The organism is Vibrio sp. 10N.222.55.B11 (assembly GCF_041473705.1).
GTDB lineage: Bacteria > Pseudomonadota > Gammaproteobacteria > Enterobacterales > Vibrionaceae > Vibrio > Vibrio crassostreae_C.
On sequence record NZ_JBFRST010000049.1, the window covers coordinates 79227 to 100394 of the forward strand.

13 protein-coding genes and 1 riboswitch are annotated in these 21168 nt (G+C 45.5%); of the genes, 7 read left to right on the forward strand and 6 right to left on the reverse strand.

Going from position 1 to position 21168, the window contains the following annotated elements:
• The first annotated feature begins 98 nt into the window (after positions 1-98).
• From cmoB to AB4503_RS17815, 4 genes are all read left to right on the forward strand, one after another.
• Entirely contained in the window at positions 99-1070 is a 972-nt protein-coding gene (gene cmoB / locus AB4503_RS17800; RefSeq protein ID WP_009846365.1) for a tRNA 5-methoxyuridine(34)/uridine 5-oxyacetic acid(34) synthase CmoB, read from the forward strand.
• Positions 1071-1358: 288 nt separating this feature from the next.
• On the forward strand, positions 1359-2099 hold the full coding sequence (locus tag AB4503_RS17805; RefSeq protein WP_065585129.1) for an ATP-dependent zinc protease: 741 nt from the start codon (positions 1359-1361) through the stop codon (positions 2097-2099).
• Between the two features lie 17 nt (positions 2100-2116).
• Positions 2117-3622, forward strand: coding sequence for an inactive transglutaminase family protein (locus AB4503_RS17810; RefSeq protein ID WP_065585128.1), 1506 nt, complete (start codon positions 2117-2119; stop codon positions 3620-3622).
• A gap of 3 nt (positions 3623-3625) precedes the next feature.
• The gene (locus AB4503_RS17815; protein WP_026084277.1) at positions 3626-4606 is read left to right on the forward strand and encodes an alpha-L-glutamate ligase-like protein; all 981 of its coding nucleotides are present in this window, start codon (positions 3626-3628) and stop codon (positions 4604-4606) included.
• A 109-nt stretch (positions 4607-4715) separates the two neighbouring features.
• On the opposite strand, the gene fdhF is transcribed toward AB4503_RS17815, so the two are convergent.
• The 5 genes from fdhF to cmoM all read right to left on the reverse strand — a co-directional run bounded on the left by fdhF (position 4716) and on the right by cmoM (position 16785).
• Complete coding sequence (gene fdhF, locus AB4503_RS17820; RefSeq protein WP_372115479.1) at positions 4716-8945, reverse strand: formate dehydrogenase subunit alpha; 4230 nt, start codon at positions 8943-8945, stop codon at positions 4716-4718.
• A 347-nt stretch (positions 8946-9292) separates the two neighbouring features.
• Positions 9293-13753, reverse strand: coding sequence for a chromosome partition protein MukB (mukB, locus tag AB4503_RS17825; RefSeq protein WP_372115480.1), 4461 nt, complete (start codon positions 13751-13753; stop codon positions 9293-9295).
• Positions 13750-14556 carry a chromosome partition protein MukE gene (mukE, locus tag AB4503_RS17830; protein WP_372115481.1) on the reverse strand — a complete coding sequence of 269 codons (807 nt, stop codon included), beginning with the start codon at positions 14554-14556 and terminating at the stop codon, positions 13750-13752. Before mukE ends, mukB begins: the two co-directional genes overlap by 4 nt.
• The gene (mukF, locus tag AB4503_RS17835) at positions 14537-15874 is read right to left on the reverse strand and encodes a chromosome partition protein MukF (protein WP_017055049.1); all 1338 of its coding nucleotides are present in this window, start codon (positions 15872-15874) and stop codon (positions 14537-14539) included. The genes mukE and mukF overlap by 20 nt, the downstream gene beginning before the upstream one ends.
• Before the next feature lie 125 nt (positions 15875-15999).
• On the reverse strand, positions 16000-16785 hold the full coding sequence (gene cmoM / locus AB4503_RS17840) for a tRNA uridine 5-oxyacetic acid(34) methyltransferase CmoM (RefSeq protein ID WP_017063509.1): 786 nt from the start codon (positions 16783-16785) through the stop codon (positions 16000-16002).
• A gap of 115 nt (positions 16786-16900) precedes the next feature.
• Here cmoM and elyC point away from each other — a divergent pair, with 115 nt between their 5' ends.
• Positions 16901-17752 carry an envelope biogenesis factor ElyC gene (elyC, locus tag AB4503_RS17845; protein ID WP_372073344.1) on the forward strand — a complete coding sequence of 284 codons (852 nt, stop codon included), beginning with the start codon at positions 16901-16903 and terminating at the stop codon, positions 17750-17752.
• Between the two features lie 164 nt (positions 17753-17916).
• On the opposite strand, the gene torR is transcribed toward elyC, so the two are convergent.
• Positions 17917-18630 carry a two-component system response regulator TorR gene (gene torR / locus AB4503_RS17850; RefSeq protein ID WP_017067841.1) on the reverse strand — a complete coding sequence of 238 codons (714 nt, stop codon included), beginning with the start codon at positions 18628-18630 and terminating at the stop codon, positions 17917-17919.
• 285 nt (positions 18631-18915) lie between these two features.
• Between torR and torD the strand changes: the two genes are divergently transcribed.
• Positions 18916-19563: a molecular chaperone TorD gene (gene torD / locus AB4503_RS17855; RefSeq protein ID WP_017062095.1), complete on the forward strand. Its 648-nt coding sequence runs from the start codon at positions 18916-18918 to the stop codon at positions 19561-19563.
• Positions 19564-19879: 316 nt separating this feature from the next.
• The gene (gene purR / locus AB4503_RS17860; RefSeq protein WP_017063507.1) at positions 19880-20884 is read left to right on the forward strand and encodes an HTH-type transcriptional repressor PurR; all 1005 of its coding nucleotides are present in this window, start codon (positions 19880-19882) and stop codon (positions 20882-20884) included.
• A 170-nt stretch (positions 20885-21054) separates the two neighbouring features.
• Positions 21055-21140, forward strand: a riboswitch (cyclic di-GMP riboswitch).
• Positions 21141-21168 lie beyond the last annotated feature (28 nt).

A 21168-nucleotide genomic window follows, 5' to 3' on the forward strand; every position in this document is an offset into this window, starting at 1 on the left:
CTTATCAAACACGATAAACGAGATTCCCTAGCATGTTTGTCCACACTCTTAATGGAGTGACAAATTTAATTTCTACACCACCAACTCAGTGAAAACCTATGTTTAATTTTGCCAATTTTTATCAACTTATTGCCCAAGATACTCGCCTTCAGCCGTGGCTAAATGTTCTTCCTCAACAGCTGACGGATTGGCAAAATGCAGAGCACGGTGACTTCGACCGCTGGTTACGTGCATTGAACAAGATTCCACAAGGTGTGCCTGACCAAGTTGATCTGAAAAACTCAGTGACCATTGGCAGCTCTACACCGTTCCACACGGGTGAACTTAAAAAGTTAGAAAGCTTGCTAAAGACTTTCCACCCTTGGAGAAAAGGTCCTTACACGGTTCACGACATTCATATCGATACAGAATGGCGCAGTGACTGGAAATGGGATCGTGTGCTTCCACATATCTCACCACTTAAAAACCGTTCTGTGCTCGATGTAGGTTGTGGCAATGGTTACCACATGTGGCGCATGCTGGGTGAAGGTGCTCGCTTAACGGTTGGTATCGATCCTTCCCACCTATTCTTGGTTCAGTTTGAAGCAATTCGTAAGTTGATGGGCGATGACCAACGAGCTCACCTATTACCTCTAGGTATTGAGCAGCTCCCAAAGCTAGAAGCCTACGACACGGTATTCAGCATGGGTGTGCTTTACCATCGTCGTTCACCACTGGACCACTTGATTCAACTGAAAGACCAATTGGTGTCTGGCGGTGAACTGGTTCTTGAAACCTTGGTGATTGAAGGCGATGAGAACGCAGTATTAGTTCCGGTTGACCGTTACGCGCAAATGAGAAACGTCTACTTCTTCCCTTCAGCTCGCGCACTGAAACGCTGGCTAGAACAAGTTGGTTTTGAAGACGTACGAATCGTTGACGAAAATGTCACGACAATTGGTGAACAACGCACCACAGAATGGATGACACACAATTCTCTACCAGATTACTTAGACCCGAATGATCCAAGTAAAACGGTTGAAGGTCACCCAGCACCAAGACGTGCCATTCTTGTGGCGACCAAGCCATAAATGTGATGCCCGAAAGCCATTATTTAGCCGATAACAGAGTAATGGCTTTTTGGTGGCTACAGCGCCACCTTTTGCTTCGCTGTGAGCTTTCACAAAAATGCGCGCAAATTGAACAAAAATTGACTTATGCTTAATAAGTGAGCTATTTAAAATTACAATAATTGGCGTAGCGCTCACATTGCGATTCAATATGACCAGACTCTTACAATAGGATGCTTCACGCATCCTTTTTTGTGGGCTAAACTTCTAAATAGTCTGAACTATTCTCTAATTTCCAAAGGTTTTTTTATGTTTAAGCGATTATCGCCTATTGTGGCGGTTGGTTTGCTCTCTGGTTGTACCCTTACTAACGGTGCTGCCTACCACCAAGAAACTCTCGATGCTATTGCCCGCTCAGAGACAAACATCGCAAATAAGGTTCAAAATCTTGAACTGCAAGTCAGTAATCAAAGTGATTACATTGAAAGCTTAGAAGACGAAATCATCACCCTTTCAAATCAGTTAGATGTTCATCTAACAAGCATGGAACACAAAGTCATTGAAGAGCTAGAGGAAGAAGAACCCGTGGCAGTTGCAGCGGCTCCTATCGCTCCTACCTCACAACCGACTATCCTTGGCGGAATCGAAAAAGTGTCTATCGACTCAATCAAACAAAGCTTTGATGCGCGAGTGGATACCGGCGCAACAACCTCTTCTTTGAATGCCGTCGATATTAAAGAATTCGAACGAAATGGTAAGAACTGGGTTAAGTTCCACCTAGAAGACCAAGGACAAGCGGCAGAAGACCAAAAATGGATTGAAGCGCCTGTTGTACGTTATGTGAAAATCCGCCAATCAACGAATGATCAGACAGAACGTCGAGCTGTGATTGAATTATGGGTTAAAGTTGGAAAAATCCATGAAAAAGCGCAATTTACATTGGCGGATCGCTCTCAAATGAGTCACCCTGTATTACTAGGGCGCGAATTTATCAAAGACATAGCGCTAGTAGATGTAAGTAAAAAGTACGTACAAACGGAAGTTAAATAACAATAGTAGGGTAAGCTATGACGTCAAGAATTCCATTTTATATCTCTATATTCCTGCTTATCGTGGCAGGCATAACACTGAGTATGTTCAGACATACGACCTACGGTGTACCTTGGACTCCAGGGGAAACCAGGCAGGTTTGGGACGTTGAAGCTCGTATTGAGTTCAACGCAGTAGGCAAAGAAGCAAAAGTTTCCTTAGCGGCTCCTCATACTCAGTCTAACTACACACTTATCGGCGAATCGGCTTCATCACCAGGTTACGGTATTTCTTACTTAAATACTGAGTCAGGTCGTCGTGCAGAGTGGTCTATTCGTTACGCAGATGGCCCTCAAACCATCTACTACAAGACACAATTCCTAGTCGACAACCAAGCTAAAGTGAACGACACACCACCAGAAGGTGAAGTGGTTCAACCAAGCTTCGACGGCCCGGAAGAAGCGGCGTCTCTAGCTCTTATTGACAGAGCAACAAAGCGTTCTGCAGACAATCTAACGTTCACTCGTGAGCTCATCAAAACACTTAATGATCCAGACAGTCAAAACTCTGCGCTGATTCTGAACAACATGACCAAAGTGGAAGCGACACACAAGCTACTTTCAGCAGCGAAAATACACAACAAAGTGGTTGGTGTTATCGAGCTAGAAGATGGCCGTCGTCGTCAATCAATTCAGAACATGATTCAGATTTGGGATAACGATGAGTGGATCCTATTCTCTCCTGAATCCAGCGAACAGCAAGTTCAACCAAACCTACTTATCTGGGACGAGTCAAACGTTTCTCTACTGGATGTAGTTGGCGGTCAAAACAGTAAAGTTCACTTCTCTATGATTGCTCAAGAGGTTTCACCAACTGAAGCAACCAACAGTAAAGTCTCGGCTGACCAGCTGTTAAACCTATCGATTCATAGCCTACCGCTAGAAGAGCAAGCGATGTTTAAAACCATCATGCTGATTCCTATCGGTGCACTTATTGTTGTGTTCTTGCGTGTCATCATCGGTTTGAAAACGTCTGGTACCTTCATGCCAGTTCTGATTGCGGTGGCCTTTGTTCAAACACAACTGGTAACGGGTATTGTTGGCTTCCTACTGATCGTCGGTACGGGTCTTATTATTCGAAGTTACTTATCCAAACTCAACTTGCTACTGGTAGCCAGGATATCCGCCGTAATCATTACGGTAATCATGATTATCTCCGTGTTTACCGTGGTCGCGTTTAAAGTCGGTCTGACTGAAGGTCTATCGATTACGTTCTTCCCAATGATCATCCTATCTTGGACTATCGAACGTATGTCTATCCTATGGGAAGAAGAAGGCGCGAAAGAAGTAATGCTACAAGGTGGTGGTTCTCTATTCACTGCGGTTCTTGTTTACTTAGGCATGACTAACCCGTTCATTCAGCACTTAACGTTTAACTTTATTGGTTTACAGCTTGTTATTCTAGCGACCATCTTGCTACTAGGTAACTACACAGGCTACCGTCTAACTGAGCTTCGTCGCTTTAAACCGCTAGCGGAGGACTAAGTTATGTTTGATCAGTTTACTTCACCGTTTAGGTTGAAAGACAAAGGCATAATGGGAATGAACAAGCGTAACCATAGTTACATTGGTCGCTACAATGATCGTTCCAAGTATCCACTCGTTGATGACAAGCTTAAGACTAAGATCATCGCTGAACAGGCTGGCGCTACGGTGCCAAAGCTGATTGGCGTTATCGGTCACCAAGCTGAAGTAAAAACAATCCACAAGATGGTAAAAGAGTGGCCGGGTTTCGTAATCAAGCCAGCTCAAGGTAGTGGTGGTAAAGGCATCCTTGTTGTGACATCTCACAAGGATGGGGTTTATACCAAGCCATCAGGTTCGACTATCAATGAAGAAGACGTAGAGCGTCACATCAGTAACGCTCTTGCAGGCCTTTTCTCACTTGGTGGTAAGAACGATGTAGCGGTAGTTGAAAACCTCATTAAGTTTGATGAGTGTTTCGATGGCTTCAGTTACGAAGGTGTGCCAGATGTACGAATCATCGTATTCAAGGGCTACCCTGTTATGGCGATGATGCGCTTATCTACTTCAGCTTCAGACGGCAAGGCTAACTTGCACCAAGGGGCTGTAGGTGTAGGTATTTGTATTGCGACGGGTAAAGCCGTTCGTGCGGTTCAGTTTGACCACCCAGTCACTCACCACCCAGATACGGGTAAAGAGTTGGCGCTACTTCAAGTGCCGCATTGGGAAAAACTGCTAACACTGGCATCAAGCGCTTGGGAAATGACGGGGCTTGGCTACATGGGTACTGACATGGTTCTAGACCAAGAAGAAGGCCCAATGGTACTTGAGCTTAACGCACGTCCAGGTTTGGCTATCCAAATCGCGAACGGTGCTGGTCTGCTTCCTCGATTGCACCATATTGAGAACCTTGGTACGCCGGCTGAATACCCGAAACCTGCAGAGCGCGTGGCATACGCAGCTAAGCAATTCGGTGTTCACGGTAACGAGATTGTTCCGAACTGAGCTATTTGCTAACTAGGTCACTTGATACCTAATAGAGCTCAATAAATAAGCCGCATAACTCTGAGAGTTACACGGCTTTTTAGTATCTGCCATTTGTTAACGAATTGGGCTAAGCCTCTGTCGCTTCAATTTCAGGCTCACGAATCGGATCAATGCGCACTGCCGCAACCTTAAACTCAGGGATCTTGGCATGCGGATCGGTCGCCGTTGTCGTCAAACGGTTCACAGGAGACTCCACGAAATGGAAGGGAATAAACACCACACCTTTCTGCATTCGCTTGGTTACAAAAGCCGCGATTTCAATTTCACCACGACGTGTTGAGACTTTAAGCATCTGACCATTCGAGATCCCTAACGCTTCAGCATCATGAACACTGACCATCGCACGTGGCCCAGCTAAGTTATCCAGCCCTTTAGTTTTACGCGTCATGGTTCCGGTATGGAACTGCTCTAGAATACGCCCAGTCGTTAATACTAACGGATACTCTTCATCCGGAAGCTCTGCTGCATATCGAAACGGAATCGCTTCCATCTGACCACGTCCACGAGTGAACTGAGTCTGGTGCATAATACGAGTGCCATCAGGATTGTTTTTATTGCTTGGCCATTGCACGCCATTAACCGTGATGTTTTCCCAACGTAAACCACCATATTGTGGCGTGACGCGAGCAATCTCATTGGTAATGTCCGCAACCGAATCGTAGCTCCAACCACCACCCATTGCATTCGCAAGTAACTGGATAATCACCCAATCCTCTTTCGCTTCACCTGGAGGTAATACCGCAGGGTTGATACGCTGAACGCGTCGCTCGGTATTGGTAAAGTGACCAGACTTCTCGGCGAACGAGCAAGACGGTAGAACCACATCGGCATACTGCGCCGTTTCGGTTAAGAAGATGTCTTGCACCACAAGGAAATCTAACGCTTCAAGCCCTTCAATCACGTGTGCTTGATTCGGATCGCTTAGTACAGGATTTTCACCCATCACATATAAACCACGCACATCTCGATTACACGCCCCATCAATAATCTCGGTCAGCGTTAACCCTGTTTCAGCAGGCAAATCAGCAACGCCCCACTCCATCGCAAACTTTTGACGAACCATTGGGTTGTACACTTTCTGATAACCCGGCAAGTTATTTGGCAACGCGCCCATGTCGCATGCACCTTGAACATTCGATTGGCCACGCAGCGGGTTGATACCCCCACCTTCAATACCGATGTTGCCACACAAGAGCTGCAGGTTAGCTATCGAACGAACGTTGTCGTGGCCAGTGGTGTGTTGCGTGATACCCATGGAGTAATACACCGCCGTGCGTTTTGCAGTACCGATCAAGCGCGCCATCGCGAAGATGTCTTCCGCTTTAACGCCAGTCACTAGTTCTACTTTGTCTAGCGAATAACTTGGCGACATCACCTCTTGCAGCAAGGTATCAAAGCCGTCCACACGATCTTCGATATACTCTTGGTCATACCAACCATGTTTGATGATCTGCTGCATCACACCATTTATCAGCATTACATCGGTACCCGGTCGGTGCGCGAAGTAAAGCTCAGCATGGTCAGCAATATCTATTCGTTTTGGATCGGCAACGATCAATCGCGCTCCACCATGTCTCACAGCTTGCTTGATATGCGAGCCAATAATTGGGTGTGCTGACGTGGTGTCGGAGCCAATAATAAAGATCACATCTGAGTGCTTGATGCTTGGAATATCATTGGTCATCGCCCCGCTACCTAGCGAAGCCTCTAAACCAGTAACAGTAGATGCGTGACAAAGGCGCGCACAGTGATCGACGTTATTGGTACCGAGTTCACGACGTATGAATTTTTGGAAGGCATAGTTATCTTCATTGGTGGTTTTCGCCGACGAGAACCCCGCTAAAGCGTTACTGCCAAAGCCTTGCTTAATCGCAGTAAACTTCTCGGCAATAAGCTTAACTGCCTCCTCCCAACTTGCAGGTTGCAACCAGCCATCTTTACGAATTAATGGTGTGGTTAAACGCGCATCGCTGCCCACAAAATCGAAGCCAAATCGTCCCTTAACACACAACATGCCTTCATTAACCGGAGAGTCTCCGCCTTCGATATAGCGGATTTTGTTTTTCTGCTCATCGATATGCATGGTTAGCTTGCAGCCGACACCGCAATAGGTGCAGATGGTATCGACTTTCTTGAGTACGTCTGTGTCTCCCTGCTTTCTGTCGCGAGCATCCACCATTGCACCGGTTGGACACACCTGAATACACGATCCACATTGAACGCAGTTTGAGTCGCCCATTAAGGTCTTATCTGCCCCAAAGTTAGGGCGACATTCAGGTCTTGATGCAGGTTTGCCATCCGATTGATTCATGAAGCTTAGAACGCCATGAACATTCTGTTCTCGACATGCTTGAATACACTGGCCACAACTAATACAGCGGTTGGCGTCAAAGATAATGAACTCAGAACTGTCATCGACCGAAAATTTTTGCCTTGTTAACCCGACCTTCGCTTCTTCAGCACGAATCGCCTGCCAACTCTCATTCGAAGCCACATCGATTTTGTACTCTGGATGCGTTTGCGTTGCTTTGTATTCGGTCGAGTAGTCTCGTAGGTCGCAATCGGTATTGGCTTGGCAGCCACACTCTAGACATCTTGCAGCTTCCGCTATTGCATCAGCATTCTCAAACCCTGTTTCTACTTCATCAAAGCTTTGTTCACGCTGCTCGGGCGTTAGTTCTGGCATGATCTTACGAGCCATGCGTTGTATCGACTGGTATTGCTCAGGATCCACCGCTTTGAGCTGTTTGTGCTTTCTTGAGTTAAACGGTTTGGCTGGAATATTGTCCATATCACCATGGAAGAAGCGATCGATCGCTTGTGCAGCAATACGCCCATCCCCCACCGCTTCGACTGCGGTTGCAGGGCCGCGTCGGAAATCACCAATACTGAAAATATTTCCGGTTCCGGTATGCATGGTTTGTGGATCAGCATCTGCGGTATTCCAACGAGTAAGAGGAATATCAATCGCTTCATTGTCCATAAAGCTCAGATCAGGCTTTTGCGACACGGCAGCAATAACCGTATCAAACGCTTCAACAAAGAACTCGCCAGTTGGTTTAGGGCTGCGGCGGCCTGAAGCATCAGCAGGACCCAAAGCCATTCGTTCTAATCGTATTTCTGATACATGACCATTTTCATCGGCTATGTTTTCTGCAGGGTTGGTTAAGAAGTGGAACTTCACACCCTCATGTTCAGCTTCTTCGATTTCGTAATCTTCTGCTGGCATCTCATCTCGAGTACGACGATAAATCAGCGTAGTATCCGCGCCATCACGAACTGCGGTTCGAGCACAGTCAATCGCTGTATTACCGCCACCGATCACGGCAACCTTTTTACCAGTGACGTACTGCTGATCGGTCACGTAATCTTTCAGATAATCGACACCCAAATAACAACCTCCGAGTTCGCTCCCCGGGTAATTCATCTCGACCGCTTGCGATGCACCAACGGCTAAACAAACCGCATCAAAATCGTTACTTAAATCAGACAGTGTAAAATCAACACCGAGTTTTTTACCGCACTCAACCACCATTCCGTTGCGACACATCAACTCGATTTCTTTATCTAGAATCGACTTAGGTAAGCGATATTCAGGGATACCGTAACGCAGCCAACCACCCGCTTGCGGCATCGACTCATAGACACTGACATCATAGCCTTCGTTAGATAGGTAATAACCCGCCGTAAGCCCACCGGGGCCACTACCAACAATAGCAATGCTCTTGCCTTTATTTGGTTTCTTCGCTGGCATGTAGCTCTCTTGAGCCGCTAGATCCGCATCGGCAGCGTGTCGTTTGAGTTGGCGAATCGCAATGGATTCATCGACCAAGTTACGACGACATTCGGTTTCACAGAAAGCAGGACACACACGACCAATTGAAAGCGGCATTGGCAATGTCTTTTTGATCACTTCAATCGCTTTAATGTGATCATTTTGAGCAATATGGTGCAGGTAAGATTGGATGTCGACCCCAGCAGGACAGGCTGTTTGGCATGGCGCCTCACAGTCAGCGTAGTGATCGGTCATGATGCGATTCAACGCTTCTTGTCGATGATTCGTTAACTGTTTTGACTGAGTGGTAATATTCAGCCCATTAGACACTTCAAGCTCACAAGAGCGAGTAACACCAACGCCATCAACTTCCACAACACACAAATCACACGGCACTTTATCCGCTGTTTTATTCAAACCACATAAAGATGGGATTTCCAAACCACATGTTTTTGCCGCTTCAAGAACGGTTTGTCCTTGCTCGACGATTCGATATTTCCCATCAATAACGATTTGAATCATACCTAAGTCCTACCTTTACCTTTCGCACACGCGAGTTATCAACAATTAAAATTTAAGTAATACAATATTATTAATATTATTAAATCTATGTCATTACCATACATTATTTGTGGTTTTGTGCGTGTGACCTCAAACAAGTTCCATTGATAATAACCATAATGTATGAGTGGTCTTATCAGTGTCGACGAAAGGATTAAGCGGGAGGGGTTCTGCTGTAGAAGTAAGAAGTAAGAAATTAGATTCAAGGTACAAAAAAGCCCCTAATGATTAGGGGCTTTGTACAAATATCATTGAGTCGCTTTCGAGCTTATAACTCAGTTATCAAGCTTATTGCTCGGCTATCAAGGTTATTGCTCAGCTTCTTCAATAAGCTCTTGAACTGGGGATGCCGGTTTGTTTTGAGCAAAACCGCGCAGGCCAACAACATGTACGTGCTCGTGATCTTTAAAGACCTTACGAACCAGTTTGTAGGTTGTGCCTTTCTCAGGGCTAATGTTCTCTGGTGCTGCAATCAAAAGTTGCATACCTAAACGGTCACACAGTTCGAACAAGGTAGAGATAGATTTCGCATCCAGACGAGCTGCTTCATCAAGGAACAACAAACGACATGGAACGATGTCTTTGCTACGAAGTCGACGAGACTCTTCTTCCCAGCTCTGAACAACCATCAGTAGGATAGACTGACCAGTACCGATCGCTTCACCCGTAGACAGTGCGCCCGATTCCGCTTGTAACCAACCGTCTGAACCACGGTTAACTTCAACACTTAATTCTAGGTAGTTGCGGTAATCCAGTAGCTCTTCACCTAGAACTTGTGGAGAACGTTGACCCATATCGATATGTGGGTTAACACGTTGGAACAACTTCGCCATCGCTTCTGAGAAGGTAAAGCGTGTTGATTCAAACAAGTCTTTGTGTTGCTCTTGCTGAGTCGCTAGCCCTGATAGCAAGATCTCGTGGCTTTCACGAATCTTAACGTTCAGACGTACGCCCTTAACCTGACCAAAGTAGATGTTCGACAGCCCTTGGTTCAGCATTCGAATACGGTTCTGCTCGCGCTGAATCGTTTTCTTGATGATGCTTGCTACCGACTCAGAGCTGATCGCCAAGCGGTTTTCACGCTGCGTCAGTTCTTCTGTTAATCGAGCGAGCTCAACTTCCATCTCTTCGATTGCTTCAACCGGATCATCCGTATGAATGATGTCTTGGCGAATACGCTCGCGAAGGTGTTGATAAACCGCAATGTAGAACAGAACCTTACGCTCTGGATGTGCGTTGTCTTCAGATAGACGCAGCGAATCACGTAGGTCGTCATTGTCAGCTACAGCTAGACGTAAAGCACCCAGTGATTTATCCGACATAGAACGAAGCTCGCCCGCCGTTAGGTAAGCCAGTTCACGCTTATGAAGACGACGTTCAACATCATTTTCACGAGCTAAGCGAAGTACTGAACACCAGCCTGCTTTTGCTGCAACAACGAAAGTACGAAGCTCGGTGTACTCTTTTTGAACTTTCTTAAGACGCTTAGCCAGTGCTTTCATCTCAAGTTCAGTTGACGTAATCGTACGCTCGTATTCACTCTTACGGCTGCGAGATGTGTGCAGACGCTCTTGAAGCTCGTCACGACGACGTACAGCACGCTCTTCAGCGCCTTCGTCAGCGTTTACGCCGAACTCTTGTAGCTCTTGTTTGAACTCTTGAACCGTTTCTTGCTTCGCTTGATGTGAGCTCTTCAGTGCCGCCAATACTTGGTTGTATTGGTTCATCTGTTCGCGAGCTTGCTTCAAGCCATCGCGGCCTTTGGTTCTTGCTTGTTCAGCTTGAACCAACTTCGCTTTCAGTTGCTCGCTCAGTTCACTGCTCTTATTAAGCAAATCAACAGAATCCGCGTAAGCAAAGTAATGACGACGCTCAATCAGATCAGACAGTGCGAACACTTTGCCTTTTAGCGTTTGTAGCGCGTTGTCTGCTTGACGGTACTCTGCTTCCAAAGCTTCGAATTGCTCTGGGTCAGCGTCTAGTGCAGATACGAACTGTTCTAGAGAAGTAAGCGCCTTGCCGTGCGTCTTCAAGTAAGATTTCGCTTCACTTAAACGCTCTAGTTGCGCTTCTAATTCAGCTAAACGCTCAGCCAATGTTTCGTCTTCTAAAATACGAACCATTGGTGCTAATTTATCTAGCGCACCAAGTGCCTGCTTGCTTTGTAGAAGCTGACTGCGTTGCTGCTGCTCTTTAGAGTTAAGCTCAGCCAGAGAACGAACAATTTGATTACGCTTATCACGAATCGCAGCAAGTGCTTGCTCTGGGTCTGCGTTAAACGCAACGTGCAGGTGCTTCGCAACAAAGCTGTTGAATGCTTGGTATAGGCGATTCAGTTTTTGAGAGTCAAACGCTGCCTTCGCGTGGTTTTCAACCACAACGTCACGCTCTTCGCGCAATTTCTCTAGACGTTGTTCACGAGCCGCACGGCCAAACAGTGGGATCTCAGGGAAACGAGAGTAACGCATTTGGCGATCGTTCAGCTGAACACACACTGCGCCTTCAAGCTCATCGGCATTGAATGAACTGTCATCAAACGCGTCGACATCGCCTTCTAGGATGTAAAGGTCTTCTGGACAATCATCAAGATCCACCAGCTTCTCTTTAATACCATCAAGATCAGAAACCACAATTGCGTGACGAGCCGGGCCGTACATCGCACTGAAGTACGGCGCATCACCAATAGTGATATCATCGTAGATCTCAGAAAGCAGCACGCCACCAAGCGTATCCGCTAGGCCTTTGAGGCGAGGATCGTTAGAACCACCTGGAGACGCTAAACGCTCAATTTCGTGCTCAAGTTCAGCTCGGCGCGTAGCCAACTGATCTTTTGCTACCGCTTGAGATTTCTCATCTTCAAGCACTTGTTGCATTTGAGTCATCACCGCTTGGCTATCTTCTAGCTCAGCGTCGGTTTGATCTCTTAATGCTTCAAGCGCATCGTTTGCCGTGATCCATGCTGGAGCAATAGACTCAAGTTTTTGAATCTCTTGATCGTGGTTTTGTTGTACACGACGTTGCTCACTCTTCGCTTCACGCAGCTCTTCTTGAGCGTACTCAAGAGACTCGATCTGCATAGCATGACGTTCACGTTCTTCATCGAAAACCGCTTCGTCAGTCAGTGAGATGTTGTGTTGCTTTTGGTATTCAGTCGCTAGCTCTTTTGCTTGACGCTGCTGAGCCACATCACGAGCCATGTCGCGGTGCTGAGCGCGCCACTGCTGTTCGTTCTCAACAACGTGTTTTGCGTTACGACCTTTTTCTAAAGCTTGCTTAGCGCTGCTAGACGCTTCTTTGCGCTCCACGTCACCAACGATGCTCTTAACTAAAGACAGTGCTTTGTCGAACTGTGCTGAAGCTGCAGAAGACATATCTAGCTTGTGCTTAGTAGCCAGTAGCGCTTGAGTGCTTGATTCTTCTTGTGCTTTTAGCTCAGAAACAAGAGTTAATGCACTTTCTGCCGTAATCGATTCATCACCAAGCAACTGCTTAGTTTTCTCTAATGCTTGAACCGCTTGCTGGTACTGAAGTGCACGAGTCTGCTGAACATCCAACGCTTGTTGGTAATCAGCAAGCTGAGTTTTCAGGCTATCCACTTCTTCTTCAGTGATGGTTGCCTGCTCTTCAGCAAGAAGTACTCGCTCTTGAGCTTCTTCCACTACCATCATCTGCTCTTCTAGACGCTCATTAAGCTCTTCTAGATCTTCGCTATAGCGAGCAATCTTCTCTTGCTGGCGAAGTGCAGTTTGAACCAATTGAAGATGATCCGAAGCCGCTTGATAATCTTGCTCTAGTGCCGACTCTTGATCGACCAACAGCTCTAATTCTTCTTGAACACGGTTCAACAAGTTGTTTTGATCATGCAAGGTTTCACGCGAACCAAACAGTTCACCACGGAACTTCATGGTTTGATCAAGCTTGTTACGACGGTCGTTGGCATGGCGCATGTAATCTGCTGCCACGTAGTTCGTCGATTCAGTGATCAAGTGTTTGAACAGGTCACGGTCCGACTGAGTTGTCTTGATCGCTTCTAGCGTCATGCGGTTCTCACGCAGTGCTGATTCCATGTCTTGGAATGCTTTCTTCACACCACCGTTTTGCGGTAGAAGATAATCGCGCAGAGAACGCGTAATCGCACTAGAAATACCGCCGTAAAGCGATGCTTCGATCAAACGGTAGAACTTAGAGCGGTCGCTGCTGTTACGCAGTTTCTTAGGTACCACACCGTATTCAAACATTTGCGAGTGGTAATCAACAATCGAAGAGAAGGCTTTAAAATGAGCGCCTTCGTATTGCGCTACCGCCGCTTTCACATCATTCAACTGACATACGCGAGCGTGGCTGTCTGAAACATTCTGAATCAACACATCCGTTGGTTTCACATGGCTTGGAAGGCCTTGGATTACGAACGGTTTGATGTCTACTTTCTTGTCACGACCGGCAACTTGCTGCAGTTTTACTGCAAACAATAGGCGTTGATTACGAGAGTTCACAACATCTAGTGCAGCATAACATGCGCCAGGTTGAAGCTTACCGTAAAGGCCTTTATCACGAGATGACTGTGAGCTACCCGCTTCCGTTGTGTTACGGAAATGCAGAAGGCTTTGGTCAGGGATCAGTGCTGTGATGAATGCCGCCATTGTGGTCGACTTACCCGCACCGTTACCGCCAGAAAGCGTTGTAACCAATCCATCAATATCAAAAGTACGCGCAAAGAAGCCGTTCCAGTTGACCATGGTTAATGATTGATACTTACCTCTTTCAATCATGCTTCACCTTCTACTTTTGTTTGTTCGCCAGCATTTGACTCAAGGTCAAAGTCAGCTTGATCGTTAAAAATGTCTTGTTGACCGTTTTCGTCTACGTCTGCATCTACTTCTGATGTGGCTTCCGCTTGTTCTTCATTCAACAAGCTACCTTGGTTAGGCTCTTGGGTATGCACCACAGCTTCACCATCACGGATAAGACGTAACTGCGCTTCTTTCATATCATCGCCAACACGAACGTCAGCGCCAAAACGGAATACCGCTTCGCTGATACGGAACTTGCCGGTTTCACCAATCGCAATCAACATACCGATACGGCGTAAGCGACGTAGAGAAGTACGTACTTTTTCGAACAGCTTTTCTTTATCTAGGTCAGAACCAGACGCACGGTTGGTTGCTAGCTTCATGAGTTTTTTCTCATCCGCTAACGACATCAACTCATCAAACAGTTCTTGGTTGGTGAAGATACCTTCATGAGCAAGACGTTCTGGGCTTAGGTATAAGAAACACAACACCTTTCCAACCAACATGTCGAGCTCAGACAACACACTACGACCAATCAGAGACGTAGAACGCGGACGCAGGTAATAGAAACCTTCCGGCGCTTTTACCAATTCCGTATTGTAGCGTTGATAGAAATGCTGAAGCTCAACTTCAAAATCAGACAGCAACGCCTGGTTATCTAGGTCTTCTGTTGAAACATGCTTACCTGAACGCAGCATGCTATCTAGCGCAGGGAACAGTGGGTTCGCTATCGCTTTTACCAGTTTCTCTGGCATGTAATCATCAGTACTTGTTAATGACATTTGCTTGTACCTTTGCACCGAAATCGTTAATTGCCTGCCAATCTGGCTGAATAGCCTGATAGTCAGACTCTGAGTAACCTAAGCGCACGGCTTGGTCGACAACAATTCTGGCTAAATCAAAATGGTGTGTGCGAGGGTGTGCAGCGAGGTAATCGCGTAACACAAGGCCAAGATCAATTGGCGCGCCTTGCTGTTTGTGAGCTTTTAACATCTCTGCAATTCGATCTGAAAGCAGGTCATTTACTTGCTCAAATTCTTCGTACTCTACGTCGATTGGTGCTTGTCCCATCACTTCGTCATCACGAAGCACGAGCGCTTCATCACGAAGATCCGTCAGCTTCTCAGCATCGGCGTAGGTCAATAACCAAGGCGCATCAAAGTAGTCAGTGACTGACTGACGCAAGCGCTGGCTAAAGGCGCGGTTTTTATCCATATCAATCGCGGTACGGATGAACTTGTGAACATGGCGGTCGTAGCCGATCCATAAATCGATGGCTTGTTGGCCCCAACTGGTGATTCGGTCTAGCTTCATCTGCAAGCCGAACAGGGTTTCGCCAACGAACTCGAGTTCATCGTCACCGTAAACAATTTCTTGAATATCGAGGATCTGTGTTTGCAGTTCATCCCCCGCCGCTTGCAAGGTGTCTTGCAATTCTTTTAGTGTGGACGAGGTTTCTGAAAGCAAGGTTTCACAGTTGTTAATCGCCTCTCGCCAATCCTTGTTTAAAAGGTCGGCAATTTGCTGTTTAACGGTTTGCTGCTGCTCATCCATAACACGTTGGTTAAGATCAATCTGATCGAAAATTTCACCAACAGAATACTTGAGCACGCCGTAAACATTCTTTCTCCAATGTCCTGGAGTTCCGCCTTTTTGTGCTGCTTCAATGGCTTTTGCCATCTCGTCCGCAACCATAGAAAGCTGGATAGACAGTTTTAACTTAGAGAACTGACGATGGCGTAAGTAATAATCTGAAATACCAATCGCCAATGGTGATAAGCGATAAATACTCGCACCATCGGTGATTTCGCTGGTAAAGCGGCTAATCAACTTCTGTTTAACTAACTCGTTGATGGCATTGTTGGCACGAAACGCGGACGCTTCGCCAGTATCTTCAAACAGTCGAGTGACGATGGTAAATGCATCGTGCAGTTCACCCTCGCCCAACTCTTCATCGAACCTTTCATTGCTTAGTACTGCGATAGCAATCAAAAATGCTAAGCGCTCTGGTGGCAAGTTTAATGAAAAATCATGCTGCTTGACCCAGCCCACCAACTCATCAATTGGCTGCTCTTCGGCAGTTTGAGTCATTTCACTCATTGTGGTTCCTGTTACTGTTCTTCGTCATATCGAATGTATTAGATATGACGCCTATTTCTTTATGACGCGGGCTTCTTACGATTGCATAGCGCATGTTGTGGCTTCTTTTACCACATTCACCGCTGTTATTGCGCAGGTTTTTGAGCCCAAACGTGAATATAACGGCCTAGTGACAGATATGGCTCTTGGCGACATAGCTGTTTTTCCAGTTCCAATACATCTTCAAATTGGTAATCGCCCATGTACTCCATATTACCTATGTAGTCACTGAAAGAGCGAATGCCTGATTTACCACAGATTTCTAGACCAGCGTCTTCTATCCATTGATAAACCTCTTCCGGCTTCAAGCCTTTTTGTGGTTGCAGCTTAAACCGTTTTCGATGTGGCATCCCATTCAATACATGAGGAATGTTGCCACAAATCACATTTTTCAGGACTAATCCGTGGTGGTTGTAAAACATTATCGAGGCAACACCACCTGGCTTAACTTGTTCAAGCAATAAATCAAGCGCCTCTTTAGGATCGGCTAACCATTCCATTACGGCATGAAACATCACAAAATCGACTTTCTCATCGAGATGTTCTGCGACTTTTTGTACCGGTGAATGAATAAATCGATATTGCTCTAGCAAACCCGCTTCGCTGATACTTTCTTCGGCGAGCTTCAGCATTTCAGAAGAGAGATCACACAGAGAAACGTTATGCCCAAGCGACGCAATTTTTTGCGACATCTGCGCAAGACCGCCTCCAGCATCAAGCACATGCAGCGGCGAAGCTGATTGCTCAAACTTGCTCAAAGCTTGTTCTAAATCTTCCCATACGATGATCTGACGGATCTCTCCTTTGTCAGAGCCGTAAATATTTTTTGCAAATTTGTGGGCAATATCGTCGAAATTACGGTCTTCAGTCACGGCTACTTGAGTTATTATGTCCTATCGTGCCTGCTATTCTGTCACAGGAATTTCAGGAATAAAGAGGCGATGTCTCTTTTTACTACTAAGTGATGTTTTTTCGGACTATTCGGATATGTTTGAGCTGAAAAAAGTAGTGTCTTCGCTATTGATGCCACTGCCAGCAATGTTAATTCTCGCTTTTCTGGGTTTAGCCCTAGTGATGTTTACTACCAAAAGGAAGACTGGTTGCCTAATCACCCTCTCAGCCCTATGTGGTATTTTCCTAATCGCTTTCCAGCCAGTTTCTAGTCAACTTTTAATGCCAATGGAAAGGCAACACACCGCATTTTTACCTGTCGATGAAACCGTCGATTACGTGATGGTTCTTGGAAGTGGTCACGTCGTAGACGACCAAATTCCACCGACATCAGAACTTAGCCGCACCGGCCTGATGCGTTTAAGTGAAGGGATTCGTATTCTACGCCTCTACCCTGGTGCAAAACTCATTTTGTCTGGCTATGGCGCAGGCACTGAAGTAAGTAACGCAAGAATGATGGCTAAAGTGGCTTTAGCACTTGGCGTAGCAAAGCCCGACATCATTCTGCTTGAAACCGCAAAAGACACTTGGGAAGAAGCCCGCCAAGCCGCTGCGTTCGTTAAGAATAAAAGAATGGTGTTGGTGACTTCAGCGAGCCATATGACTCGCGCACTGAACGAATTCAATTCAGCTGGCATGAAACCACTACCTGCACCAACCAACTACCTTGCACAAGAAGGTATTGTTGAGCCGTGGGAAAAGTACATGCCGAAAGCGCTATACCTTGAGCAGACTGAGCGTTACTGGCACGAAACCATGGGATTGGTTTGGCAAAGCCTGCGTGATTGGCTAGATACAAGCAATGACATTGTTGAAGAGCCTGTTATTCCAGAAGCTTCCAGCTTAATTGAAGATGACGGTGACGTTTCTGCGGCCCAGCCTCAGTAACCCTATTGAATCTTTAAACTCATATGAGCAGACGAGTCGCCAAATATTTATAGATTTTCTGGTCGTTAACAATAAAAGCTAAGTAATAAAAAAGCCGAGACATCAATGATGTCTCGGCTTTTTACGTTTAAATGTCGTTGTTGATTAATCACTCCCGAAGGAAATCAATCACCAGCGAACATGTAACCTTCACCGTGAACCGTCACAAAGATTTGTGGGTTCTTAGGGTCGAATTCCATTTTAGCACGCATGCGACGAATCAATACGTCGATAGTACGGTCATTAGGCGCGTCCACTCGGTGGCTAATCATATTCAAAATACGTTCGCGGCTTAATACTTGATTAGGGTAAGAAGACAAAGCCACTAGCAGTTCGTATTCTGCTTTGGTCAGTTTCACTGGTTCGCCGTTCTTGCTTAACGCACGACGAGGGATATCAAATGTCCACTCACCAAAACGAACCACAGACTCATCTGATGTTTCTTCTACAGCGCCCGCTGCTGTTTTACGAGCAGCAGAGATACGCCAAAGTAGGTTTTTAACTCGAACTAATAACTCGCGAAGTTCGAAGGGTTTAGTAACGTAATCGTCAGCGCCCATTTCAAGGCCTACGATCTTGTCGATGCTATCCGTGCGTCCAGTAACTAAAATAATTCCAATGTCTGATTGACTGCGTAATTCGCGAGTTAGCATCAATCCATCTTCGCCTGGTAAGTTGATGTCCAGCATAATGAGGTCAACGTTGTTTTCTTCTAACACGTTTCTCATTTGAGCGCCGCTTTCTGCTTCGCTCACTGTGTAACCCTCGTTCTGGAAGTATCCAACCAGTTTACTGCGGGTTACCACATCATCTTCTACGACTAATACGTGATAGCTCATCTACACCACTTTTCTTATTTAATAGTTTCAGTGACTATTCTATTCATAACTAGTAACAATTCTAGTGGTACAGAAGATAAAAGCCAGAAACATGGATTTTTTTTGATACAAGACAATCTTAAACCTTGCTATTTATCGTCCATCGCAATTCAATATAGGCATTACTACTAACGAGTAACTTTGCGTTTCGCAAATAACCTTGTTATTCAGCCTTGGTGTGCTTATGCCCAAGTGACTTCAAGATGCATATAAGCAACATCACAAGACTAAGTCAGGATCTAACAAATGAAAGATACGAAAGCGTTCAACGAGCAAAGAGCAGAAATATACTGGTGGCTATCAAGCTTATTTGCCAAAGAGCTCACTCAAGAAGAACTCGATCACTACCACTCTGTTGAAATTCGTTCTTTCCTAACTGGTTTAGGCGAAAATGAGACACTAAAGCCAGCGATTGATAAGTTAGTGGATGCGCTGAACCGCCTACAAACTCGTGAAGATGCTCAGCTAGAACTGTCTGCAGACTTTTGCGATCTTTTCTTAAAGACAGATAAGCACGGCGCTCTTCCTTACGCTTCAATGTATATCGGCGAAACTGGCCTTTTGAATGATAAGCCAGCAAAAGATATGGAAGAGATCATGGCTAAGCACAACTTAGTTGTGAACCAAGATCTAAAAGAGCCAGCAGACCACATTGCTATCGAACTCGATTTCCTTGGTAACTTGATCATTCGTTCAAACGAAACGAATATTGAAGAAGAACTAGAGAATTCATTTGCCGCTCAACAGCAGTTTATCGAACAACAACTGCTGACTTGGTTACCAAAGTTCAACGTGAAATGTCATGACGTTGATGAATTCGGTTTCTACGCCTCCGTCTCATCGTTGCTACTCGCATTCTGTCAATTAGACACTCAATATTTAGCTGGTGAATAGCTTATTGGATGACTCGTTAAATAAATTCAGAAGAATGTGACAATTCACCCGGATTTCCGGGTGAATTTTATTGCGAGTAATTTCTAGTCAGTCTAAAATTGTGACCGCAAACGATAAAATATGAAACATTCACGAAATGCTATACTTATTATAGTTTTGAGCATTTCGGTGTTAAGACAAGCCGCTCAATAGCGGTTTTTTGTTTTTTAGCACTTTTAGTACCCAAAGAGCCCTACAAATTTAAGCTCTTAGTTAGGTAGCTTAACGGCTACTTTATTCCGTACTTTGGGAAAGTAGCTTCTAATAGGATAAAACCATGGCCACTATAAAAGATGTCGCTCGCTTAGCCGGCGTATCAACAACAACCGTTTCTCACGTAATCAATAAAACTCGCTTTGTTGCAGAAGCAACGCAAGAAAAAGTAAACAAAGCCGTAGATGAACTGAACTATGCACCAAGTGCTGTTGCTCGTAGCTTGAAGTGTAATACAACACGCACCATCGGCATGCTAGTGACTCAATCAACTAATCTATTCTTCTCTGAAGTTATCGATGGTGTTGAGAGCTACTGCTACCGTCAAGGTTACACTTTGATCCTGTGTAATACGGGCGGTATCTATGAGAAGCAACGTGACTACATTCGAATGCTTGCAGAGAAACGTGTAGATGGCATCTTAGTTATGTGTTCTGACCTAACTGAAGAACTAAGAGAGATGTTAGACCGTCACGCTGACATCCCTAAAGTTATTATGGACTGGGGCCCAGAGAGTTCTCAAGCTGATAAGATCATCGATAACTCTGAAGAAGGTGGCTACCTAGCGACCAAATACCTTATTGAACGCGGTCACTCTAAGATTGCATGTTTAAGTGGCCACTTAGACAAAGCAGCATGTGTTGAACGTATTGCCGGTTACAAGCGCGCGCTTAACGAAGCTAAAATTTCTGCCGATGACAATATGATCATCGAAGGCAACTTCGAGTGTGATACGGCTGTTCTTGCTGCAGAACAAATCGTTGAGATGGAAGATCGTCCAACGGCGGTATTCTGCTTTAACGACACAATGGCACTCGGCTTAATGAGCCGACTGCAAGAAAAAGGCATCCGCATTCCTGAAGATATCTCAGTGATCGGTTACGACAACATCGAACTCGCTGAATACTTCTCTCCGCCGTTAACGACAGTTCACCAACCAAAACGTCGTGTTGGTAAGAATGCATTCGAAATTCTATTGGAGCGCATCAAAGACAAAGACCACGAAAAACGCGTCTTCGAAATGCACCCTGAAATTGTTGAACGAAGTACAGTTAAGACGTTAAATTAATTGATAATTCGAGTTTAATTTCATCAAGCGCACCTTTAGGTGCGCTTTTTTTATCAGCAACTACAATGAACCCAGATGCACAACGGAAAGATCATTAATTGAAGCAGTATCACATTTTGAAATATCAAGTGTGAGCTTCATCCAACAAAAACTTTATTCTATTCAATCAGTCACGCACAGGGCAAACCACTCGAAAGAGTGAGACGCAAAGCTTCCGGCCTAAACCACTCGTTGGTATGGTAGCGGGGTTACCGATGGCAAAATGCAGTAACTACTAATAATTT

Excerpts from the sequence above, each read along its gene's own strand:
- cmoB (WP_009846365.1), top strand. The coding sequence starts at position 99 with ATGTTTAATTTTGCCAATTTTTATCAACTTATTGCCCAAGATACTCGC.
- AB4503_RS17805 (WP_065585129.1), top strand. The coding sequence starts at position 1,359 with ATGTTTAAGCGATTATCGCCTATTGTGGCGGTTGGTTTGCTCTCTGGT.
- AB4503_RS17810 (WP_065585128.1), top strand. The coding sequence starts at position 2,117 with ATGACGTCAAGAATTCCATTTTATATCTCTATATTCCTGCTTATCGTG.
- AB4503_RS17815 (WP_026084277.1), top strand. The coding sequence starts at position 3,626 with ATGTTTGATCAGTTTACTTCACCGTTTAGGTTGAAAGACAAAGGCATA.
- fdhF (WP_372115479.1), bottom strand. The coding sequence starts at position 8,945 with ATGATTCAAATCGTTATTGATGGGAAATATCGAATCGTCGAGCAAGGA.
- mukB (WP_372115480.1), bottom strand. The coding sequence starts at position 13,753 with ATGATTGAAAGAGGTAAGTATCAATCATTAACCATGGTCAACTGGAAC.
- mukE (WP_372115481.1), bottom strand. The coding sequence starts at position 14,556 with ATGTCATTAACAAGTACTGATGATTACATGCCAGAGAAACTGGTAAAA.
- mukF (WP_017055049.1), bottom strand. The coding sequence starts at position 15,874 with ATGAGTGAAATGACTCAAACTGCCGAAGAGCAGCCAATTGATGAGTTG.
- elyC (WP_372073344.1), top strand. The coding sequence starts at position 16,901 with ATGTTTGAGCTGAAAAAAGTAGTGTCTTCGCTATTGATGCCACTGCCA.
- torR (WP_017067841.1), bottom strand. The coding sequence starts at position 18,630 with ATGAGCTATCACGTATTAGTCGTAGAAGATGATGTGGTAACCCGCAGT.
- torD (WP_017062095.1), top strand. The coding sequence starts at position 18,916 with ATGAAAGATACGAAAGCGTTCAACGAGCAAAGAGCAGAAATATACTGG.
- purR (WP_017063507.1), top strand. The coding sequence starts at position 19,880 with ATGGCCACTATAAAAGATGTCGCTCGCTTAGCCGGCGTATCAACAACA.